At 64.8% G+C, this 19,287-nt stretch carries 19 protein-coding genes; 10 read left to right on the top strand and 9 right to left on the bottom strand.

Annotation, left to right across the window (positions count from 1 at the left end):
* The 4 genes from ruvX to DOM57_RS09830 form a co-directional block, all read right to left on the bottom strand.
* The coding region (gene ruvX / locus DOM57_RS09845; RefSeq protein WP_110649052.1) for a Holliday junction resolvase RuvX at positions 1–397 on the bottom strand (397 nt) is incomplete at its 3' end.
* Between the two features lie 8 nt (positions 398–405).
* On the bottom strand, positions 406–963 hold the full coding sequence (locus DOM57_RS09840; RefSeq protein ID WP_110649034.1) for a YqgE/AlgH family protein: 558 nt from the start codon (positions 961–963) through the stop codon (positions 406–408).
* A 141-nt stretch (positions 964–1,104) separates the two neighbouring features.
* Positions 1,105–2,061, bottom strand: a complete 957-nt coding sequence (gene gshB / locus DOM57_RS09835) for a glutathione synthase (protein WP_110649033.1) — start codon at positions 2,059–2,061, stop codon at positions 1,105–1,107.
* 81 nt (positions 2,062–2,142) lie between these two features.
* Entirely contained in the window at positions 2,143–3,048 is a 906-nt protein-coding gene (locus tag DOM57_RS09830) for a LysR substrate-binding domain-containing protein (protein ID WP_110649032.1), read from the bottom strand.
* A gap of 108 nt (positions 3,049–3,156) precedes the next feature.
* Between DOM57_RS09830 and DOM57_RS09825 the strand changes: the two genes are divergently transcribed.
* The 6 genes from DOM57_RS09825 to DOM57_RS09800 all read left to right on the top strand — a co-directional run bounded on the left by DOM57_RS09825 (position 3,157) and on the right by DOM57_RS09800 (position 8,938).
* Positions 3,157–3,927, top strand: coding sequence for a 5-oxoprolinase subunit PxpA (locus tag DOM57_RS09825; protein WP_110649031.1), 771 nt, complete (start codon positions 3,157–3,159; stop codon positions 3,925–3,927).
* Positions 3,928–3,978: 51 nt separating this feature from the next.
* Positions 3,979–4,224 carry an acetyl-CoA carboxylase gene (locus DOM57_RS09820; RefSeq protein ID WP_110649030.1) on the top strand — a complete coding sequence of 82 codons (246 nt, stop codon included), beginning with the start codon at positions 3,979–3,981 and terminating at the stop codon, positions 4,222–4,224.
* Positions 4,224–5,603: an acetyl-CoA carboxylase biotin carboxylase subunit gene (locus tag DOM57_RS09815; protein WP_110649029.1), complete on the top strand. Its 1,380-nt coding sequence runs from the start codon at positions 4,224–4,226 to the stop codon at positions 5,601–5,603. The genes DOM57_RS09820 and DOM57_RS09815 overlap by 1 nt, the downstream gene beginning before the upstream one ends.
* A complete protein-coding gene (locus tag DOM57_RS09810; RefSeq protein WP_110649028.1) occupies positions 5,600–6,490 on the top strand; it encodes a 5-oxoprolinase subunit B family protein in 891 nt (296 codons plus the stop codon). The genes DOM57_RS09815 and DOM57_RS09810 overlap by 4 nt, the downstream gene beginning before the upstream one ends.
* Positions 6,487–7,458 carry a 5-oxoprolinase subunit C family protein gene (locus tag DOM57_RS09805; RefSeq protein WP_110649027.1) on the top strand — a complete coding sequence of 324 codons (972 nt, stop codon included), beginning with the start codon at positions 6,487–6,489 and terminating at the stop codon, positions 7,456–7,458. The genes DOM57_RS09810 and DOM57_RS09805 overlap by 4 nt, the downstream gene beginning before the upstream one ends.
* Positions 7,459–7,594: 136 nt before the next feature.
* Positions 7,595–8,938 carry a purine-cytosine permease family protein gene (locus tag DOM57_RS09800; protein ID WP_110649026.1) on the top strand — a complete coding sequence of 448 codons (1,344 nt, stop codon included), beginning with the start codon at positions 7,595–7,597 and terminating at the stop codon, positions 8,936–8,938.
* A gap of 50 nt (positions 8,939–8,988) precedes the next feature.
* Here the strand turns inward: DOM57_RS09800 and DOM57_RS09795 are convergent, their stop codons facing one another.
* Positions 8,989–11,124: a prolyl oligopeptidase family serine peptidase gene (locus DOM57_RS09795; protein WP_110649025.1), complete on the bottom strand. Its 2,136-nt coding sequence runs from the start codon at positions 11,122–11,124 to the stop codon at positions 8,989–8,991.
* 216 nt (positions 11,125–11,340) lie between these two features.
* Here DOM57_RS09795 and DOM57_RS09790 point away from each other — a divergent pair, with 216 nt between their 5' ends.
* From DOM57_RS09790 to DOM57_RS22555, 4 genes are all read left to right on the top strand, one after another.
* On the top strand, positions 11,341–12,720 hold the full coding sequence (locus tag DOM57_RS09790; protein ID WP_110649024.1) for a GntP family permease: 1,380 nt from the start codon (positions 11,341–11,343) through the stop codon (positions 12,718–12,720).
* A 27-nt stretch (positions 12,721–12,747) separates the two neighbouring features.
* Positions 12,748–13,515, top strand: a complete 768-nt coding sequence (locus DOM57_RS09785; RefSeq protein ID WP_110649023.1) for a glucose 1-dehydrogenase — start codon at positions 12,748–12,750, stop codon at positions 13,513–13,515.
* Between the two features lie 166 nt (positions 13,516–13,681).
* On the top strand, positions 13,682–14,815 hold the full coding sequence (locus DOM57_RS09780) for an alkene reductase (protein ID WP_110649022.1): 1,134 nt from the start codon (positions 13,682–13,684) through the stop codon (positions 14,813–14,815).
* Between the two features lie 809 nt (positions 14,816–15,624).
* Positions 15,625–15,759, top strand: coding sequence for a hypothetical protein (locus tag DOM57_RS22555; protein WP_275425969.1), 135 nt, complete (start codon positions 15,625–15,627; stop codon positions 15,757–15,759).
* A gap of 154 nt (positions 15,760–15,913) precedes the next feature.
* Here DOM57_RS22555 and DOM57_RS09775 read toward each other — a convergent pair whose 3' ends face one another.
* The 4 genes from DOM57_RS09775 to DOM57_RS09760 form a co-directional block, all read right to left on the bottom strand.
* Positions 15,914–17,089, bottom strand: coding sequence for an ABC transporter substrate-binding protein (locus DOM57_RS09775; protein WP_110649021.1), 1,176 nt, complete (start codon positions 17,087–17,089; stop codon positions 15,914–15,916).
* 89 nt (positions 17,090–17,178) lie between these two features.
* Positions 17,179–18,204 carry a CobW family GTP-binding protein gene (locus DOM57_RS09770; protein WP_110649020.1) on the bottom strand — a complete coding sequence of 342 codons (1,026 nt, stop codon included), beginning with the start codon at positions 18,202–18,204 and terminating at the stop codon, positions 17,179–17,181.
* Complete coding sequence (locus DOM57_RS09765) at positions 18,201–18,500, bottom strand: hypothetical protein (protein WP_110649019.1); 300 nt, start codon at positions 18,498–18,500, stop codon at positions 18,201–18,203. Before DOM57_RS09765 ends, DOM57_RS09770 begins: the two co-directional genes overlap by 4 nt.
* A 24-nt stretch (positions 18,501–18,524) precedes the next feature.
* Complete coding sequence (locus DOM57_RS09760; RefSeq protein ID WP_110649018.1) at positions 18,525–19,280, bottom strand: SDR family NAD(P)-dependent oxidoreductase; 756 nt, start codon at positions 19,278–19,280, stop codon at positions 18,525–18,527.
* Between the last annotated feature and the right edge of the window lie 7 nt (positions 19,281–19,287).

The following is a 19,287-nucleotide window of genomic DNA, read 5'->3' as shown; positions in this document are numbered from 1 at the left end:
GCTGCGCGGCGATGCCGTCGATACCGCGCTCGCGATAGTTGCCCTTGTGGCCCTGCCCCTGGGCGATGAGCTTGGCGGCGCGGGTGGTGCCGCGCTCGTCGAACATTGCCACCGGCTTGCCGAAACGGCCATGCAGACGATTGCCGAACTTGCGCGCGCGTACGCTCATGTCGGATTCGCTGCCGTCGTCGTGGAGTGGCAGACCCACTACCAGCAGGTCGGGCTGCCACTCGTGCAGCAAGCGCTCTACCCTCACCCAGTCCGGAATGCCGTCACGCGCGGCGAGCGGGTCGAGGCCGCTCGCCGAGCGCAGCATCTCGTTGCCGACGGCGACACCAATGCGCCGGGTGCCGTAGTCGAACGCCATCACCAGGCGCTGGCCGTGCTTGTCCGCCATCGCCGCCATCAGGCGTGTCCGGCGTCGCGGGTGAGCAGATTGAGATCGACCCCCAGGCTGCCGGCGGCGGCGGTCAGGCGCTGTTCGGGCGGCAGATCGAACAGAATGGCGGCGCTACCCTCGACGGTGAGCCAGGTATTCTGCTTGAGCTCGTCCTCGAGCTGCCCCGCCTTCCAGCCGGCGCAGCCCAGCGCGACCAGATACTGCTCGGGACCACGCCGCTGGGCGATCGCCTGCAGCATGTCCATCGAGGTGGTCAGCGCCAACCCTTCGGCGACCTGGATGCTGGAATCCCAGTCACTGGCGTTGCCGCGATGCAGGATGAAGCCGCGATCGCGGTAAGTCGGCCCACCATTGTAGACGGGCACCTGGTTGTGGGGGCCGGGTTCGGACTCGATGTCGAGCTGTTCGAAGAGTCCGTCAAGCGTCAGCTCCGAGGGGCGATTGACGATCACTCCCAGGGTGCCATCGTCGTCATGATCGCAGAGATAGGTCAGCGTACCCGCGAAGTTGGGGTCTTCCAAGTGCGGCATCGCCATCAGGAAATAGTGTTTGAGGCTTTGCATGAGACTCCATCGGACGTCACGCGGCGGTCCCGGCGGACAGACGTCGCGAACCACCGGATCGGCAGGGAAATACCTCATTGTAACACCTCCACCTGGGGATAAGTCGGGGGAGGACAATGCGCCGCCCCCTCGCCAACGTGATCATCCAAGCCGTCTGGCGATGGCTGCCATCAGTTGCGCGCCGATGTCGGTGCCGCGCTGGTCATCGATCTCGCGTACGCAGGTGGGACTGGTGACGTTGATCTCGGTGATGTAGTCGCCGATCACGTCGAGCCCGACGAACAGCAGGCCCTTCTCGCGGATCATCGGCTTGACCTGCTCCACCAGCCAGTAGTCGCGGTCGGTCAGTTCGCGCGACACGCCGCGTCCGCCGGCGGCCAGATTGCCGCGCGTCTCGCCGGCGCTGGGAATGCGCGCCAATCCGTACTCGACCGGCTCGCCATCCACCAGCAGGATGCGGGTATCGCCGGCCGAGATTTCCGGCAGATAGCGCTGGGCCATGATCTGGCGCCGGCCGCGTTCGGTCAGTTCCTCGATCACCGCGCCAAGGTTGCGTCCATCCGGCCCTATATGGAAGATGCCGCTGCCACCCATGCCGTCCAGCGGCTTGAAGATGGTATCGCCATGCTCTGCCTGGAAGGCGCGCAGCACCGTCGCATTGCACGAGACCACCGTCGGCGGAATGCAGTGCACGAACTGCTGCGCGAACAGTTTCTCGTTGCACTCAAGCAGCGTCCGGGTCGGGTTGACCACCAACGTGCCCTCGCGTTCGGCGAAACCGAGCAGGTGCACGGCATTGAGGAAGTGGCTGTCCACCGGCGGATCCTTGCGCATCAGGATCACGTCGAGCTCGGAAAGCGCCATCGTCTCGCGCTCGCCCAGCTCGAACCAGTGCTCGGGATCGCGGAACACCTCGAGCGGGCGCACGCTTCCCATGGCACGCCCCTCGTAGAGATAGAGGTCTTCCTGCTCGAGATAGAAGAGCGACCAGCCCATCGCTTCCGCCGCCCACAACAGCGTCAGGGTGGTGTCCTTCTTGTAGCTGATGTCGGCGATGGGGTCCATCACCACGCCGAGTTTCACCGCGTTCTGGCTCATCGATTCGGTCTTCCACGCAGGAGGAGTGATGCCGAGCAGTATGCCCGAGCCGGCACGGCATCACCAAGGCGCCCCCGACAATCACTCGCGCGCGAATGCCAGCGCCATCTCCTGGAATGCCCGCGCGGTGGGCGAAAGCTCCGCCCCCCGCCCCCAGGCGAGGCCGATCTCCATGGTCGGCACCGGGTCGATCAGGTCGATGTGGACGATCCGTCGCCCCTCCAGCGACCAGGGACGATAGACCATGTCGGAGAGAATGCTGATCCCGGTGCCGTTGGCCACCATGCTGCGCACCGCCTCCACCGACAAGGTCTTGAACAGCACCTTGGGCGAAAGCCCCGCGGGCTTCCAGTAGCGCATCGCGGTGTGTTCGGCCTCGTCCACCGTCAGCATGATATAGGGCTCGTCGACCAGATCGCGCAGACGAATCTCCTCGCGTTCCAGCAGCGGATGATGGCTGTTGACCCATAGCCGGCGTTTCGAGTGCAACAGCGGCTGGCGCTCGACCTGGGAGGTCTGGTCGACGTTGGAGGTGAGCACGATGCCGAGGTCGAAGCGCCCGTTGCGCAGACCGTCGAGAATCTCCGGCCTTGGGGCCTCGTTCACACGCAGTCGTACCCCGGGATAGCGGCGCTGGAAGCGAGCCAGCAGCGGCGGCAGAAAATAGCCGGCCACGGTATAGCTCGTCGCCAGGTCCAGGCTGCCGGTGACCGAAGCCGAACTGTCCTGCAGGCCATCGAAGGCCTCGTCGACGGCCTGAAACACATGCTGAACCTGGTTGAGAAAGCGACTGCCCTGTTGGGTCAGCAACATCCCCTGGGAGGTGCGCTGGAACAGACTCACGCCCAGTTGCTCCTCGATCTCTCGCACCCCGGTGGTAATGGAAGATTGCGACACATTGAGATCGACCGCCGCCTGGGTCACCGTGCCGCTTTCGGCCACGGCCTGGAAGTAGCGCAACTTGCGCAGGGAAAGATCGCGTGACATGGAAAGGCCCCGGCTATCGGATTTTTTGAAAATACAAAACAAGAATTGATAATTCCACAGGCCCGGCACAACTGTAATAAATGGATGAGGCGATTCAGGAGACATCAATTGACAACAATCGACCTCAACGCGGACATGGGGGAAGGCTTCGGTGCCTGGTGCATCGGCGAAGGTATCGACAGCCAGATCCTGCCCCTGATCAGCGCGGCCAATGTCGCCGCCGGCTTTCATGCCGGCGATCCCACCACCATGAGCCGGGTGCTGCGCGAGGCAGCCCGCCACGGCGTCGCCGTCGGCGTTCACCCCAGTTTTCGCGATCTGGTCGGCTTCGGCCGACGCCATATCGACGCCAGTGCCGACGAACTGGTCGACGATACGCTCTACCAACTGGGCGCCCTGCGCGAACTGGCCAGTCGCGAAGGCCTACGGCTGCATCACTTCAAGCTGCACGGCGCACTCTACATGCATGCGGCCCGGGACAAGACCTATGCCACCGCTCTGGCCGGGGCGTTATCCCAAGTGGCGCCGGATCTGTCGGTTTACTGCCTGGCCGGCTCGGCACTGGACCGGGCCGCCGCCGAGGCGGGCCTGAATCGGGTGCACGAATTCTATGCCGACCGCGACTACGACGATCAAGGCAGCATCATCCTGGTGCGCCGGACCGACGCCCTCGACCCCCAAGCGGTGGCACACAAGGTGCTGACGGCCTGTCGCGACGGCGTGGTGGAGAGCATCAGCGGCCGCCGGGTGGCGGTCGGTTTCCAGTCGGTCTGCTTCCACAGCGATACCCCCGGCGCACTGGCGCTGATACGTGCCACCCGTGAGACGCTGGAGCAGGCAGGTTTCGAGATCCGGTCGCCGAGACAACAGGCGGCGTAAGCGTCCCCGAGCCCGATTCCCAACAACCACAACACACGAGGAGGCAGCCGCATGCCGCAGCAGCCCATCCAGGCCCCGTTCCCTGGGGTCTTCTATCGCCGTCCCGCCCCCGACCAGCCGCCGTTCGTGGAACCGGGGCAGCGGGTCGAAGCGGACACCGTGATCGGCCTGATAGAGGTCATGAAGCAGTTCTGCGAACTGCGCGCCGAAGCCACCGGCACGCTGATCACGTTCGAGGTCGAGGACGAGACCGTGGTCGAGGCGGGACAAGCCATCGCCACGCTGGAGGGCGAGTGATGATCCGCCGTCTGCTGATCGTCAATCGCGGCGAGATCGCCCTGCGCATCGTACGCGCCGCCCGCGAACTGGGCATCCGCAGTATCGTCGCCCACAGCGAGGCCGATGCCGACTCGCTGGCGGCGCGCCAGGCCGACGCCGCGATCTGCATCGGACCGCCCCAGGCCGCCAAAAGCTACCTGAACCCGGAGGCGATACTGCACGCGGCCCGCACCTGCGAGGCCGATGCCCTACATCCGGGCTACGGCTTCCTCTCCGAGAACGCCGCCTTCGCGCGAGCCGTGGCCGACGCCGGCCTGGTGTTCGTCGGCCCGGATGCCGCCATCATCGAGCGCATGGGCGACAAGGCGATGGCTCGCCAGACGGCGATCGACGCCGGCGTGCCGGTGGTGCCCGGCTCCCCCGGGGCGGTGAGCGATCCCGCCCGAGCGCTGGCGCTGGCCGAAGACATCGGCTTCCCGTTGCTGATCAAGGCCGCCGCCGGCGGTGGCGGGCGCGGCATCCGTGTGGTGGAGAACGCCGGCACGTTCGATGCGCAGCTACGGGCGGCCCAGGCCGAGGCTCGGGCGGCGTTCGGCGACGACCGGGTCTATCTCGAGCGCTTCATCGCCCGAGCCCGGCACATCGAGGTGCAGGTACTCGGCGACGGCCGGCGCGCGGTGCATCTGTTCGAGCGCGAGTGCTCGCTGCAGCGCCGCCGCCAGAAGATCTTCGAGGAGTGCCCCTCGCCGGCCCTCGACGAACCCACCCGCGAGGCGCTGTGCCACTCGGCGGTGGCGCTGACCGAGCATGTCGGCTACTTCGGCGCCGGCACGCTGGAATATCTGTTCGACGAAACCAGCGGCGAATTCTTCTTCATCGAGATGAATACCCGCATCCAGGTCGAGCATCCGATCACCGAGGCGGTGACCGGGATCGACCTGGTGCGCGAGATGCTGCGCCTGGCCGGCGGCGAACCGCTGCGTTTCACCCAATCCGACATCCAGCGACGCGGCTGGGCGGTCGAGATGCGCATCAACGCCGAGGACCCCGAGCGCGACTTCTTCCCCTCTCCCGGCGTGGTACAGCGGCTGGCGTGGCCGAGCGGCCCCGGCGTGCGCGTCGACAGCGGCCTCTACGAGGGCTATCGCATGCCGCCCTTCTACGACTCGCTGGTGGCCAAGCTGATCGTGTGGGACGACAGCCGCGACGCTGCCCTGGCGCGCGCCGCCCGAGCCCTCGACGAACTCGTGCTGGAGGGCTTCGCCACTACCGCCGGTCTGCACCGCCGCCTGCTCGACACCCCGCAGTTGCGCAGTGCCGAGGTGGATACCGGCTTTCTCGAGCGCTGGCTCTCCTCTCGGCCGGCCACCACCCCCGCGAAGGAGGCCGTGCGATGACGACCCAAACGCCATCCCCGGCGCGCTATAGCCTGGCCGCCGACGAATATCTGTTCGTGGAAGTGAGCGAGGAGATGGCGCTGGACGCCTTCTTCCGCGCCCTCTCCATCACCCAACGACTGCGTGCGCTGGCCCTGCCCGGGATCATCGAGATCTGCCCCGCCAATGCCTCCTACCAGGTGCGCTACGAACCCGACCTGATCTCCGCCGAGCGCCTGATCGAGATCCTGAAGAGCCTGGATGACGAGGTCGCCGCCCAGCGTGAACGCACCCTCGAGACCCGGGTGATCGAAGTGCCGGTGCTCTACGACGACCCGTGGACGCGAGAGACGCTGATGCGCTTCCGCGACCGCCACCAGGACCCTTCAGGCAGCGACCTCGATTACGCCGCGCGGATCAACGGCTTCTCCACGCCCGCGGGTTTCATCGAGGCCCACAGCGCCAGCCCCTGGTTCGTCTCGATGGTGGGGTTCGTCGCCGGACTGCCGTTCATGTACCAGATGGTGCCGCGCGAACGCCAGCTCCAGGTACCCAAGTACCTGCGCCCGCGCACCGACACGCCCAAGCAGACGGTGGGCTACGGCGGCTGCTTCAGTTGCATTTACTCGGTGCGCGGCGCCGGAGGCTACCAGATGTTCGGCATCACCCCGATGCCGATCTACGACCCCGATGGCGGCCAGCCGCACATCGACGACTCGATGATCTTCTTCCGTCCCGGCGACATCGTGAAACACCGCGCCATCGATCGCGCCACCCACGACCGCCTGCAAGCGGATGCCGAAGCCGGACGTTTCCGCCCCCGGGTGGCACCGTTCACCTTCGACCTGGACGCTTTCGAGGGCGATCCCGACGCCACCGCCATCCGCGTCAAGGAGGTGCTGCAATGACCATCGACGTGATCAAGCCTGGGCTCGCCACCTCGGTCCAGGACCTGGGTCGCACAGGCTACTACCATCTGGGCATTCCACCCTCCGGCGGCATGGACCAGCGCTCGCTGCGCGCGGCCAACCTCCTGCTCGGCAACCCCGAGGGCGCGGCGGTGCTGGAGTGCGCGCTGATGGGGCCGGAGCTGCGCTTCGACGAACGCCGCTGCGTGGCCGCCTGCGGCGCCGAGATGGTGCCCAAGGTCGACGGCCAGCCGCAGCCGCTCAACGAAGTATTCGAGGTGCCGGCGGGCGCCACCCTGGGCTTCGATTTCGTGCGCGCCGGGGCGCGCCTCTATCTGGCGGTGGAGGGTGGCTTCGACGTTGCAGAGAAGCTCGCCAGCCGCAGCACCTACGCCCTGGGCGGGCTCGGCGGCGTGGAAGGCCGCCCGTTGAAGGCCGGCGACCGCCTGGCGACGCTGCCCGCCGTGACGCCGCCGCGTCCGGGCCGTCGACTGCCAGAGGCGCTGCTGCCCCGCTTCGCCAAGCACTACCGGCTGCGAGTGGTGCCCGGCATCTACGACCATCGCCTGGAAGCGGCAAGCCGCGAGCGCTTCTATGCCGAGACCTGGGCGGTGGCCTCCGAAGCCGACCGCATCGGCTATCGTCTCAAGGGCGGCTCGTCGCTGTCGTTTCTCGAACGCGAGCCACCGTTCGGCGCCGGCGACGACCCATCGAACATCGTCGATGCCTGCTATCCGATCGGATCGATCCAGGTTCCCAGCGGCAGCGAGCCGATCATCCTGCACCGCGACGCCGTCTCCGGCGGCGGCTACGCCATGATCGGCACCGTGATCAGCGCCGACATGGATTGGGTCGGCCAGATCCAGCCGCACCAGCAGGTGCGCTTCGAGGCGGTCGATCTCGAGCAGGCGCTGGCGGCAAGGCGAGAATATCGCGACACCCTGGAGGCACTGCGGCGAATGCCGTAAGCACCACGACCCTCCACCGGCCCGGCGTCCGCGCCGGGTCCAGCCAAGGAGAAACCCGCCCCATCACCATGACTTCGCACCGCCCGGTGCCCCTTGAAACCCTGCGAAGACAAGCACAACAAAAGGTATCTTCATCATGGCTAACGCACCCCAGGCGCAGACAGGCGCCGACCTCGACTTTTCCGAATGCCCGGTGCCCGATGCCGGGCGCATGCCCAGGGCCAATCTGATGATGGCCTGGTGGGCGGTATGCAGCGCGATCTTCTACATGGTGGTGGCGGCGGCGATGGCGCGCAGCTACGGCACCGTCAACGCCCTGATCGGGATCGTCCTCACGGTACTCGCCTACGGCTTGATCAACGCCCTGATCAGCCGCTACGCGATTCGCACCGGGCTCACCGTGGGGCTGTTCTCGCGCCGCCTGTTCGGCCAGGCGGGCGCGCTGCTGGCAAGCCTGATCTTCTTCGCCACCGCCCTCTACTACGCGGTGTTCGAGGGCTACGTGATGGCCTTGGTGCTGAGTGAATGGAGCGGCGGCCTGAGCATGGCCATCTGCACCGCTATCGTCGCGATCCTCGGCGCGTCGCTGATCTTCGGCAGCGTCCAGCACTGGCTCGACAAGTTCAACGGCGTACTGCTGCCGGCCTACGTCATCGGCATGCTGATCGCCGTCGGCATGGCGCTCGCCGAGTTCGGCTATCCCGACGGCTGGCTGACCCGGGTGCCCGAAGGCAGCGCCTCGCCGTGGGGCTGGGCCCAGACCTTCGCCTACTACATGGGGGTCTGGGTGCTGATGATGTTCACCTTCGACTACGCCCGCTTCGGCCGCCGCAAGGACGCCGCCTTCCACGCCCGGGTGACCTTCGGCGTACCGTTCTACCTGATGACCTTCCTGTTCAGCGGCATCGTCGGCATCCTGCTCGATGCCATGATTCCGGTGGAAGGTCTGTCGGAAATTTCGGTGGTGCTCGGGCTGCTCGAACTGATGGGCTTCGGCGGACTGCTGCTGGTATGGGTGACCCAGAGCCGCATCAACACCGCCAACTACTATCTGGCGACGATCAACTTCGAGGCGCTGGTGCACAAGCTCACCGGCACCAAGCTCTCCAAGGCGGTCTCCGGCTGCATCATCGGCGTGCTGGCCTACCTGCTGATGATGGCGGACGTGTTCGGCTACATCCTCCAGGCGCTGGCCTATCAGGGCGTGTTCGTGGTGGCCTGGGTCGGCGTGGCGCTGGCCCACATCCAGGCCCACCCTCCCGGCGTGGAGGATAGCGCGACGGCGCCGGAGCGCCTCTCCCGCACCTACGACGCACGCGGCCTGAGCGCCTGGTTCGGCGCCACCCTGGTGGGCATGGTAGTGATGCAGTTGCCCGGCCTGGCCGCCTTCTCGGCGCCGGCCACCGGGCTGTGCGCCTACGCGTTCTATGCCATGGGGCTCAGGATGGGGGCGCGCAACGGCGTGGGCACGCCGACCTGACATCAGGCATGTCCCTCTTTTCCTCCTGCCTCTCCCAGCCCGGGCGGCACTCATACGCCGCCCAGACGATCCCACAGGAAACGCCACGCCAGCGCACCCAGGCGTGCCCGCTGGGCGTTGTCCGCCGCGCCGCCGTGGCCGCCTTCGGTGTTCTCGTAGTAGTGCACGTCACAGCCCATCGCCTCCATGCGCGCCATCATCTTGCGTGCATGACCGGGATGGACGCGATCGTCGCGGGTGGAAGTGGTGAACAGCACCGCCGGATAGTCCACGTCATCGCGCAGGTTGTGGTAGGGAGAGTAATCCTTGAGGAAATCCTCCCAGTCGTCACTGTCCGGATCGCCATATTCGGCCATCCACGAGGCCCCCGCCAGCAGTTGGTGATAGCGGCGCATGTCCAGCAAGGGCACTTCGCACACCGCCGCGGCAAAATGGTCGGGATAACGGGTGATCATGTTGCCGACCAGCAACCCGCCATTGGAACCGCCCTGGATGCCGAGCCGCTCGGGCGTGGTGATGCCGGTAGCGACCAGATCCTCGGCGACGGCGGCGAAATCCTCGAACGCCTTGTGACGCTTGCCCTTGAGTGCGGCGCGGTGCCAGCGCGGTCCGTACTCGCCGCCGCCGCGAATGTTGGCGACCGCGTAGGCGCCGCCGCGCGCGAGCCAGCTACGCCCGACGCCGGCGGCGTAATGGGGGGTCAACGAGATTTCGAAGCCGCCATAGCCGTAGAGCAGCGTCGGCAGTGGCGTTCCACGTGAAACTTCCGCCGGCAGCACCAGGAAGTAAGGTATCCGAGTACCGTCGCGGCTGGTGGCGAAGCGCTGTTCGACCCGCATGCCGTCGGCATCGAAGAACGCGGGCGCACGCTTGATGATTTCCGGGCTAGCCGGCTTGGCCAGGTCGGCGCGAGCCAGGGTCGTGGGAGTCAGGTAGTCGGTGACAATGATGAAGATTTCGTCGCTCTCTTCATCGTCGACCGCCGCAATGCCGATCTCGCCGGTTTCCGGCACGCCGGTCAGCGGACGCGGCGACCAGCCGCTGCCCTGCCCCGGCGTGAGCACCTGGAAGCGGTGTTTGACGTCCTCGAGGATATCCAGCACCAGGTAGTGGCGCGTCCACTCGAAGCCTTCCAGCGAGCGATGGTCGTCCGGTGCGAACAGTAGCGTGAAGTCGCGCGCACCCTGCTTGAAAGCCTCGTAGTCGATCGCCAGCAGCGAGCCACTCGTATATTTCCCGGCGCCGTCCTCCTCGCCGAGTTGCCAGTCATCGCGCAGATGTACCAGCAGCCAGTCGCGGTGCACCCCGGCCTCGGCGGAAAGCGGCAGGTCGAGCGTGACCTCGCCTTCGGGGGTGAGTTCGATCAGGCGCTGCTCGTAGAACGCCAGCGCATGGTGGATGAAATCGCGCTCGTAGCCGCGGGTTCGATCGCGAAAGGCCACCGCCATCAGATCCTGTTCGGATGCCTCGAACAGCGTCTCCGCCGCCTCCAGTGGTTGACCCCGCCGCCAGCGCTTGACCCGGCGCGGATAGCCGGAGGCCGTCAGCGATCCATCGCCGAAATCGGTATAGACATAGACGCTATCACGATCGATCCAGCTCATCCCCCCTTTGGCTTCGTCGCGTGTGAAACCATCCTCGCCTTCATTATCGATCCCGCCGCCGATCCAGCGCTTGCCGATCAGATCGAACTCTCGAGTCACGTCGGCATCGGCGCCACCGCGAGAGAGCGCTATCAGTGCCCGCTCCCAGGGCGCTTCGGGATCATCGGGTTCGAGGCAGCGCGCACCATGCCAAACCCAATTCTCTCCCTCCTCGGCGTTGAGCGCGTCGACATCGATCAGCACTTCCCACTCGGGATGTGGCTGGCGATAGGAGGCCCAGCTGGTGCGCCGCCACAGACCGCGCGGGTGCTCGGCATCCTGCCAGAAGTTGTAGTAATGCTCGCCGCGCTTGACCACGAAGGGAATGCGGTCGTCGGCATCGAAAATCTCGCGCAGTCCCCGTTCCAGGCCATCGAAGGTGTCGTCCGCGAAACGCTCGAGGGCCTGGCGGTTACGTGCCTCGACCCATGCCAGCGCCTCGGCGCCGTCGACGGCTTCCAGCCAACGATAAGGATCCCCATCGCCATTACCGCTGGTATCGATGTCGGGAGATTGATAACGAAACGAAGGAAAGCGAAGCATGGTCATTCTCGCAAAGGGCAGGTCCACTATATTGAGCTTAGGGTCTGGTGACGTTTCATGCACGGCCACGCCGGCGCATAGGCTCGGTTAAATTAAATCCCCGTTTGTCCGACATTGGTACACAAAGGTCCGACCCATCCTAAACCAATGTCGCATTTTTAGCCGCCACGGGTCGTGCCAAGGTGGTTGGCGCACTCTTCCATTTCGGAGGTTCACATGGATACGTGGACGCAAACGCTGTCGGCCGGCCCGTTGCTCGGTATCGCCGTCGTCGCGATCGCGTTGTTGTTGATTCTGATCATCCGCTTTCATCTTCATGCCTTCCCGACCCTGGTGCTGGTCAGTTTGCTGACCGCCTTCGCCACCGGCATCCCGGCCGGCGCCATCGTCGATACCATGACCGGTAGCTTCGCCAAAACGCTGGGCTCGGTGGCGCTGCTGGTCGGTTTCGGCGCGATGCTGGGTAAACTGGTGGAGCATTCCGGCGGCGCCAAGGTGCTGGCAGAGAAGATGGTATCGCTGTTCGGCGAGGCGCGAGCGCCCCTTGCACTCGGCATCGCCTCGCTGATCATGGGCTTCCCGATCTTCTTCGATGCCGGCCTGGTGGTGATGCTGCCGATCATCTTCGCGGTGGCGCGGCGCCTTGGCGGCCCGGTGCTGCTCTACGCGCTGCCGGCGGCGGCGGCGTTCTCGGTCATGCACGTGTTCGTGCCGCCCCATCCCGGCCCGGTCACGGCCACCGAACTCTACGACGCCAACCTGGGTCTGGTGCTGCTGGTCGGTATCATCATTGCCTTTCCGATGTGGTATCTCTCCGGCTATCTATGGGGGCTGTTCGCCGCCAGGCGCTTCGATTTCCGGCTGCGGGTCAGCCTGTTCGGCGGCGAAGACGATGACGATGTCCGAAACCCGCCCTCGGTGGGCACGGTCATCGCGCTGCTGTTGCTGCCGTTGGCGCTGATCTTCCTCAATACCGGGCTCGACTTCGCCCGCGCCGCCGGCGTGGCCGACAGCGAGGCCACCTGGTTCCAGTTCCTTTCCTCGCTGGGCGAGACGCCGATCGCGCTATTGATCTCGGTGCTGGTCGCCACCTATGTGCTGGGCAGCCGGCGCGGCGAGGGCGGCAGCGCCTTGGAGAAGATCGTCGACTCCTCGCTCGGGCCGATCTGTTCGGTGATCCTGATCACCGGTGCCGGGGGCATGTTCGGCGGCGTGCTGCAGGCCTCGGGCATCGGCGACGCGCTCTCCGATTCGATGAGCGACCTCGGCTTGCCGGTGATCGCCGCCGCCTATGTGGTTGCCGTGGTCATGCGCCTGGCCCAAGGGTCGGCCACCGTCGCCCTGGTTACCGCCGCGGGGTTGATGGCACCGGCGGTGGCCAACGGCGACTTTTCCGCCATGCAGGTCGTCGCGATCACCCTGGCCACCGCCGCCGGCTCGGTCTTCGCCGGCCACGTCAACGATTCCGGTTTCTGGCTGGTGGGCCGCTTGCTGGGCATGGACGTCAAGACCACGCTGATGACCTGGACGGTACAGCAGGCGCTGGAATCGTTGGTCGGCTTCGTCCTCGCCTGCGTGGTCTATCTGATCTTCTGAGCGCTGATTTCCGAACTGGAGTTTCCGATGAGCAGTCTATTCGATATTCGTGACCGTCTGGCGTTGGTCACCGGCTCGACGCGAGGCCTGGGGAGCGCGCTGGCGCGCGGCCTGGCCGAACACGGCGCCCGAGTGATTCTCCATGGCCGGCGGCTCGAAGCGGTCAGGCAGGCCGCCGACGAGCTTGCCGCGGAGACCGGCGCGGCGGTAGAAGCAGTAGCCTTCGATGTCACCGATGCCGAAGCAGTCAAGGCGGCTATCGAGGCGTTGGTCGAGCGTCACGGCGTGCCGGATATTCTGGTCAACAACGCCGGGCTGCAGAAGCGCGCACCGTTCAACGAGTTCGAGCCCAGCGACTGGGATGCGGTGCTGGCCACCAACCTGTCGAGCGCCTTCTACGTCTCGCGGGCGTTGAGTCCGGCGATGTCGGCGCGCGGCAGCGGCAAGATCGTCAACATCGGCTCGGTGCAGTCGAAACTCGCACGGCAGACCATCGTGCCCTACGCCGCCTCCAAGGGCGGCGTGGCGCTGCTGACCCAGGGCATGGCGGCGGATCTGGCGCGTTATGGTATCCAGGTCAACTGCCTCTCGCCGGGTTACTTCCAGACCGACATGAATCAGGCGCTATGGCAGGATGCCGAGTTCAACGCCTGGATCGAGAAGCGCACCCCGGCGGCACGTTGGGGCCAGCTCGAGGAACTGGTCGGCACATTGATCTATCTCGGCTCGGACGCCTCCAACTTCGTCTCGGGGCAGAACATTCTGGTCGACGGCGGCATGACTTCGGTGGTGTGATCCTGATCCCGCTCGGGAGCGATAATCAAAGCCTATGCCATGGATCGAGGCGGGCAATTGTTAAGTCGCTAATTACCTTCTAGGCTTGCCCTCAGAGATACGCGAGTCCGCCAGGGCTCGCGTTGTCGTTGGTACCAACCGCCTGTCCCGAAAAGGAGATCCTGGCATGGCTTCACTCTTCGAACCGTTCGACCTGAACGGCACACGCCTGAACAATCGTATCGTGATGGCGCCGATGACCCGCTCCCGCGCGCAGGAGGATATCCCCAACGAAATGGGCGCGCTCTACTATCGTCAGCGCGCCAGTGCCGGACTGATCATCTCCGAAGGCACCCCGGTTTCGCGCCAGGGTCAGGGTTATCTTTACAACCCCGGCATCTTCAGCCCCGATCAGCTCGCAGGTTGGGCCAAGGCGACCCGTGCGGTGCATGAGCGCGGCGGCGTCTTCTTCGCCCAGATCTGGCACGTCGGACGCGTCTCGCACACCTCGGTGCAGGTCGCCGGCGCCTCGCCCGTCGGCCCCAGCGACAAGCCGGGCGGCATGGCCTTCGGCTACAACGAGGACGGCAAGCCCGACATGCTCCCGGCGAGCCAGCCACGCCGGCTCGAAACCCGCGAGGTGCGCGATATCGTGCGTGACTTCGCCCAGGCCGCGGTCAATGCGCGCAGCGTCGGTTTCGACGGCGTCGAGATCCATGGTGCCAACGGTTACCTGTTCGAGCAGTTCCTCAATCCCGGCGTCAACGATCGCGACGACGAATACGGCGGCTCGCGGGAAAATCGCTGCCGCCTGCTGCTGGAAGTGGTCGACGAGGTCAGCAAGCTGATCGGCGCACGGCGCGTCGGCGTTCGCCTTTCTCCCCACGGCACGCTGTTCGACATGCCGGAGTACGACGACAACGGCGAAACCTATCTGCACCTGGCGCGGGAGTTCAACAAGCGCGGGCTGGCCTACGTGCATCTGCACGACCAGGGCGGCCAGGGCATGGCGCCGATGCCCCGCGACTACCTGCGTCAGTTCCGCGATGTCTACGAAGGTACGCTGTTGCTGGCGGGCAATCTCGATCAGGCCGAGGCCGAAAAGCTGGTCAACGAAGGCACCATCGACCTGCCGGTGTTCGGACGCCTGTTCATTTCCAACCCGGATCTGGTCGAGCGGATGCAGAATGGCTGGCCATTGGCGGAGTTCGATCCAGATACCTTCTATGGCGGCGATGCACGCGGTTACATCGATTACCCCACCTATCCCGAGGAACAGGCGCGGCTGGAGCGCGAGAAAATGATCAAGGCCAAGAGCTAACGGCGCAGACCCGAAGGCTCGATTGAGCGGCATTTCACACCAATGCTCGAACGTCACCCGGGTGGAAACGGCGGCACACCCAATCTCCGCGAGCGTCGCCGCCGGTACCTTGCACAACACCTGCCGTGACCAGATCGGTGACCACGAGCCAGGAACCGGTTTCGCTGGGCACGAATTCGCCCCCGACCAGTTGAGGTAGGTCATGTCGCCATGGTCAACTCCTGAAACGTCGCGAGCGGCGCCAGAGGGAACGCCACCGAATGACGCAACCTCCATCTGCACCACCGTTCGATCGGGCCATTTCGATCAATGACAAAGACGTAACATATCTTACGCGGCCATAAGATGGCGGAGATTGCCGGGGAGATGGCCAATGTTGCGCCAACCCTGCCACTCCGCTGGTCCAAACCTTACACTAGCCGCCGCCACTGAGCAGGCACCGCGTGGTAATTCCACAGCGGGCGCATTGCTACCGGGCCAACCCACACGATCCGTGGACGATCTAATGGGTTCATCTAAGCGGGAGTTCGGCTTCGGACCATTTCGATGCCATCGCCGACAGCAAAGATGAAGTGTGCATCGGCATCGGCTGGCATCCGCGCATCGTCGATAAATAGGAGCTACTGCTCTCGGTGGTAAACACGCCGCCAGACGCTACCGTTAATCCGTGCCGCCAACCAGCCCAAGGTCCTGTTGATCTACATCGCACTGGTGCGCTATCAGCGTGACGAATACCACACGCCGCTGGAAGTCTCCCATGTCAATGCCTGACTGCAGGCGCGCCTTGACCAGCATGTCGAACAGGCCTCTTGGTTGATGCCACCAGCAAGCTGTCACGCAGCCAGTTCATCCGCGAATACAAGCACCAGACCGGCCAGACACCGATGCAGGACTTCCAGCACTTCAAGATCAGCCGCGCCTGCTGCCTGCTCGACGTAACCTAGATCGCCGCCAACCTGAGCTGCGACGGACCTTATTACTACTTCTCGCAACAGCTCAAGAAGATGATGAGCGTGGCACCACGGGACTATCACCTCGAGCGAATGCCGCACCAGGCGATATCGACGCGATGGCTATCGCTGACGTGCCCCGCGCCGTTCACTCGACCAGCGCACGGGTCCACTGGCGAACCAAATAGTTGTGCTCGTCCATCACCGTGTTCCAGACGCCGATATGACTCATGCGCGAGGTGTAGCTGCCACCTTCCCGCACCGCGCCCTTGGCGATCAACTCGACGCCATCGGCATCGCAGAGACCGCTGCGGGCCGGCAGCCCGACGTACCAATAGTCCCACTCCTGGGCCGTTAGATGCTGGCGCGTGCGCTCTGGGGTAGAGAGATAGTAGCCTTGGCGTGCCATTACCGCGCCGGGCCAGCCATCCAACCACCAGTTGAGGTAGGCGTAAGCGGCATCGAGCGCGCGACCGTGCAGCGAGCAAGACAGGCTCATGCCACCCAGCCAGGCGCGATAGCCTTCCCGCGGCCGTGCCAATCGATAGCGATGGCGTCCGCGATGTAGCCGCATGAGCGCCGGCGACCACAAGCTTTGCAAACAGACCCGGTGACTCGCCATCAACTCCATTGCCTCGGCCTCGTTGGCCCAGAACGCGGTGAAATGGCCGCTCTTGCGCTTGCGCTGCAACAGCGCGGTGAGGGCGTCGATCTCCTCGATCCGAAGGTTGCCCAAGCAGCCAAACGACATCCCCCAAGCGGATGCCGCCAGCGCCATATCCAATACGCCGATCGAGGGCTCGGCCTGTAGCGCCACCCTCCCCGCGAAACGTTCGTCCAGCAGCCATCCCCAACTGGCCTCTTCCGGGGTCAGCCCGTCCGGCAGTGGTTCGTCACAGTAGACGAAGCTGTCCACATTGTGAGTCAGCGGCAGCATACTGATAGCATCGCTCGGTGCGGCGCTTAGATTGCCATCCGGCTGTACGAAGAGACGTTGCAGCGGGACACTGTCGTCGTCAAGCAGGCCCTGAGAGGTGCGGCCGCGCGCGCGCAGTGTCAGCTCATCCCAGCGGGCGATTCGTGCGACGTCTATCGGCTGGATCGCCCGGGCTGGCCACACAAAATCGATATCGTGGAACCACTGATCATAGACGTCATAGGCCTCAGGCTCCATGACCGCCATGCGCTGGGCATCGGCTGCATTGCGTATGATGAACTCCAACTCGATGTCGAGATCGCGCTCGGCACGGCGACGGATCTGCTCGAGCAGTGTGACCGACGTGCCGAGTACCCGGAGTCGCGGACGAGTGTGGGTTACTGCCATTTCATTTTTCCCTTACCGGCCGTGAACTTCAGCGTGACAATGACCGATCGGCTGCCCTCCGCTCGCTGCAACACATAGGGCGGCATTCCTCAGATATCCGAGTGGGAGAGTGCGGCCATAAAGCGCATCAGCGAACGCTCGATCATTGCCGGCTCTATGCCTCGGGTGATGAACACCAGCCTCGAACGGCGATCATCGTCCGGCCAGGCCGCCAGGTGCTGGGGCGGGTGCAGCACGTGCTGCACGCCATGAATGGCGACCGGCGCCGCCCCGCCCACGTCCAGCAGCCCCTTGATCCGCAATAGCCGGGTGCCGTGGGCGCGCAGTAGCATCGACAGCCAGATGCCAAAATGGGTCCAATTAATCGGGCTGTCCAGCACCAGGCTAGCGTTGCGAATCTCGCCGTGTGCCGCTGCCAGCGAATCATTCCAAGCCGCCGGACGCAACGTCGGCATGGGTCCCGCAGTGACACCTTTGACGAAGCGCGATAGCCAGTCCGGCGTGGCATCACGACCGAGGTGGTGCTCGGCGGCCGGGTTCAAGCGCTCGAGCGATTCCCGCAGCGCGCGCAGCTCGATCTCTGAGTCGAGCAGCTCGTCCTTGCTGACGACCAGTTCGTCAGCCGCGCCAACTTGAGCCAGCCACTCCGGATGACAACGCTGCTGCAGTTCGGCATTCAACGCGTCGATGACAGTGATAATGCGTCCCGGCCGGAAGTGATGTCGCAATTGGGAGTCATGACTCAACGTCGCCAGAATCGGAGCCGGATCGGCCAATCCGGTGGTCTCCAGAATCACGCGCCGGAACGGTGGCAGCTCACCGCGCTGACGCTGTTCGTATAGCGTCAGCAACGCCGCCTTGAGTTCACCACGGATCGAGCAGCAGACACAGCCACTGGGCAACAGCCGCGCCTCCGGCGCTACTGGACTGACAAGTTGATGGTCGATACCGACATCACCAACCTCGTTGATCAGTAGCGCTGTCTCCCCGGGCGGATCGTCACGCAGCAGGCGTGTCAGCAGCGAGGTCTTACCACTACCGAGAAAGCCTGTCAGTACTACTACCGGCAGAATCGTGTAGTCGGCGCCGCGTCGAGGTCGCTCTGGAGGCGTCATGTGGCATACTCCAATCGGATAAGCAGCTCGCTGTCGAGCGGGTCGAGCGTAGTACCGCTCAATGCCTCGGCTCGTGTCCACAGCTCGTCGATGTTGGCGATCATCTCTTGATGCCCGGTCGGAGACGCCAACACGTATCCGCTGCCCTGGAAATCTTCCAGGCGCAGGCGATGACTCACCAGCACCTGATTGATCGCCGCGATACGCGCATAGCGCTGCTGGCGTAGCGGTAGTTCACTGTTGATGACTTCGCTCCAGTGGGGCGAGCCTTCCAGCAGGCCGCAGAGTCCACACATATTACTCTCCTTGCGGATGGCCGCTCAGGGCATGACATCGCCGCTGTTGGGACCTAGCGTCTGACCGCAGTAGAGATTACCGCCCGGATCGGAAGCCAGCAGCAACGCCGTCGGCGCCACCTCTTCGGCGCGGCCGAAACGTCCCAGAGGCAATTCGGCCGCCTTGGCGGCTTTCCACGCTGCGCTGATGCCGTCGACTAGCGGTGTTTCGATTGGCCCCGGGGCGATAGCGTTGACCAGCACATTGTCGCTACTGACTTCCAACGCCAACGATTTGGTGAAGCCGATCATCCCGGCCTTGGCTGCGGCATAATGACAGAGTTCTGCACCGCCTTTCAGCCCTAGCTGGGATGCAATGTTGATGATCCGCCCCCAGCGCTGAGCGATCATCGCAGGTAGTGCCCGCTGGGAGGCGAGGAAGGCTGAGCGCAGGTCGACATCGAGCATCTCGTCCCACTGCGCTAGGCTGAGTTGGGTACAGGGCGCCTGGGTCAGCAACCCGGCGTTGTTGACCAGAATATCGATGCCTTGCCAGTACTGGAGCGCGGCATCGACCCCGGCAGAGGCCCCCGCTGGAGTTGCAACGTCCGCCTCGACGCCGAAGACCTCGGCACCACCCCGATCACGACAGGAGATCACGGCCTGAGCGAGCCGCTCGCCATCGCGATCGAGCAGCACCAGGCGGTCGCCCTCAGCGGCGAAGGCCAGCGCGATCGCACGTCCAATACCGCTAGCCGCGCCGCTGACGACACAGCGGCGTGGATATTTAGAATCGTTCATGTTCGCT

It is taken from the genome of Salinicola peritrichatus (assembly GCF_003206715.1).
Classification (GTDB): domain Bacteria; phylum Pseudomonadota; class Gammaproteobacteria; order Pseudomonadales; family Halomonadaceae; genus Salinicola; species Salinicola peritrichatus.
This window is presented reverse-complemented; position numbering and strand designations above follow the sequence as displayed.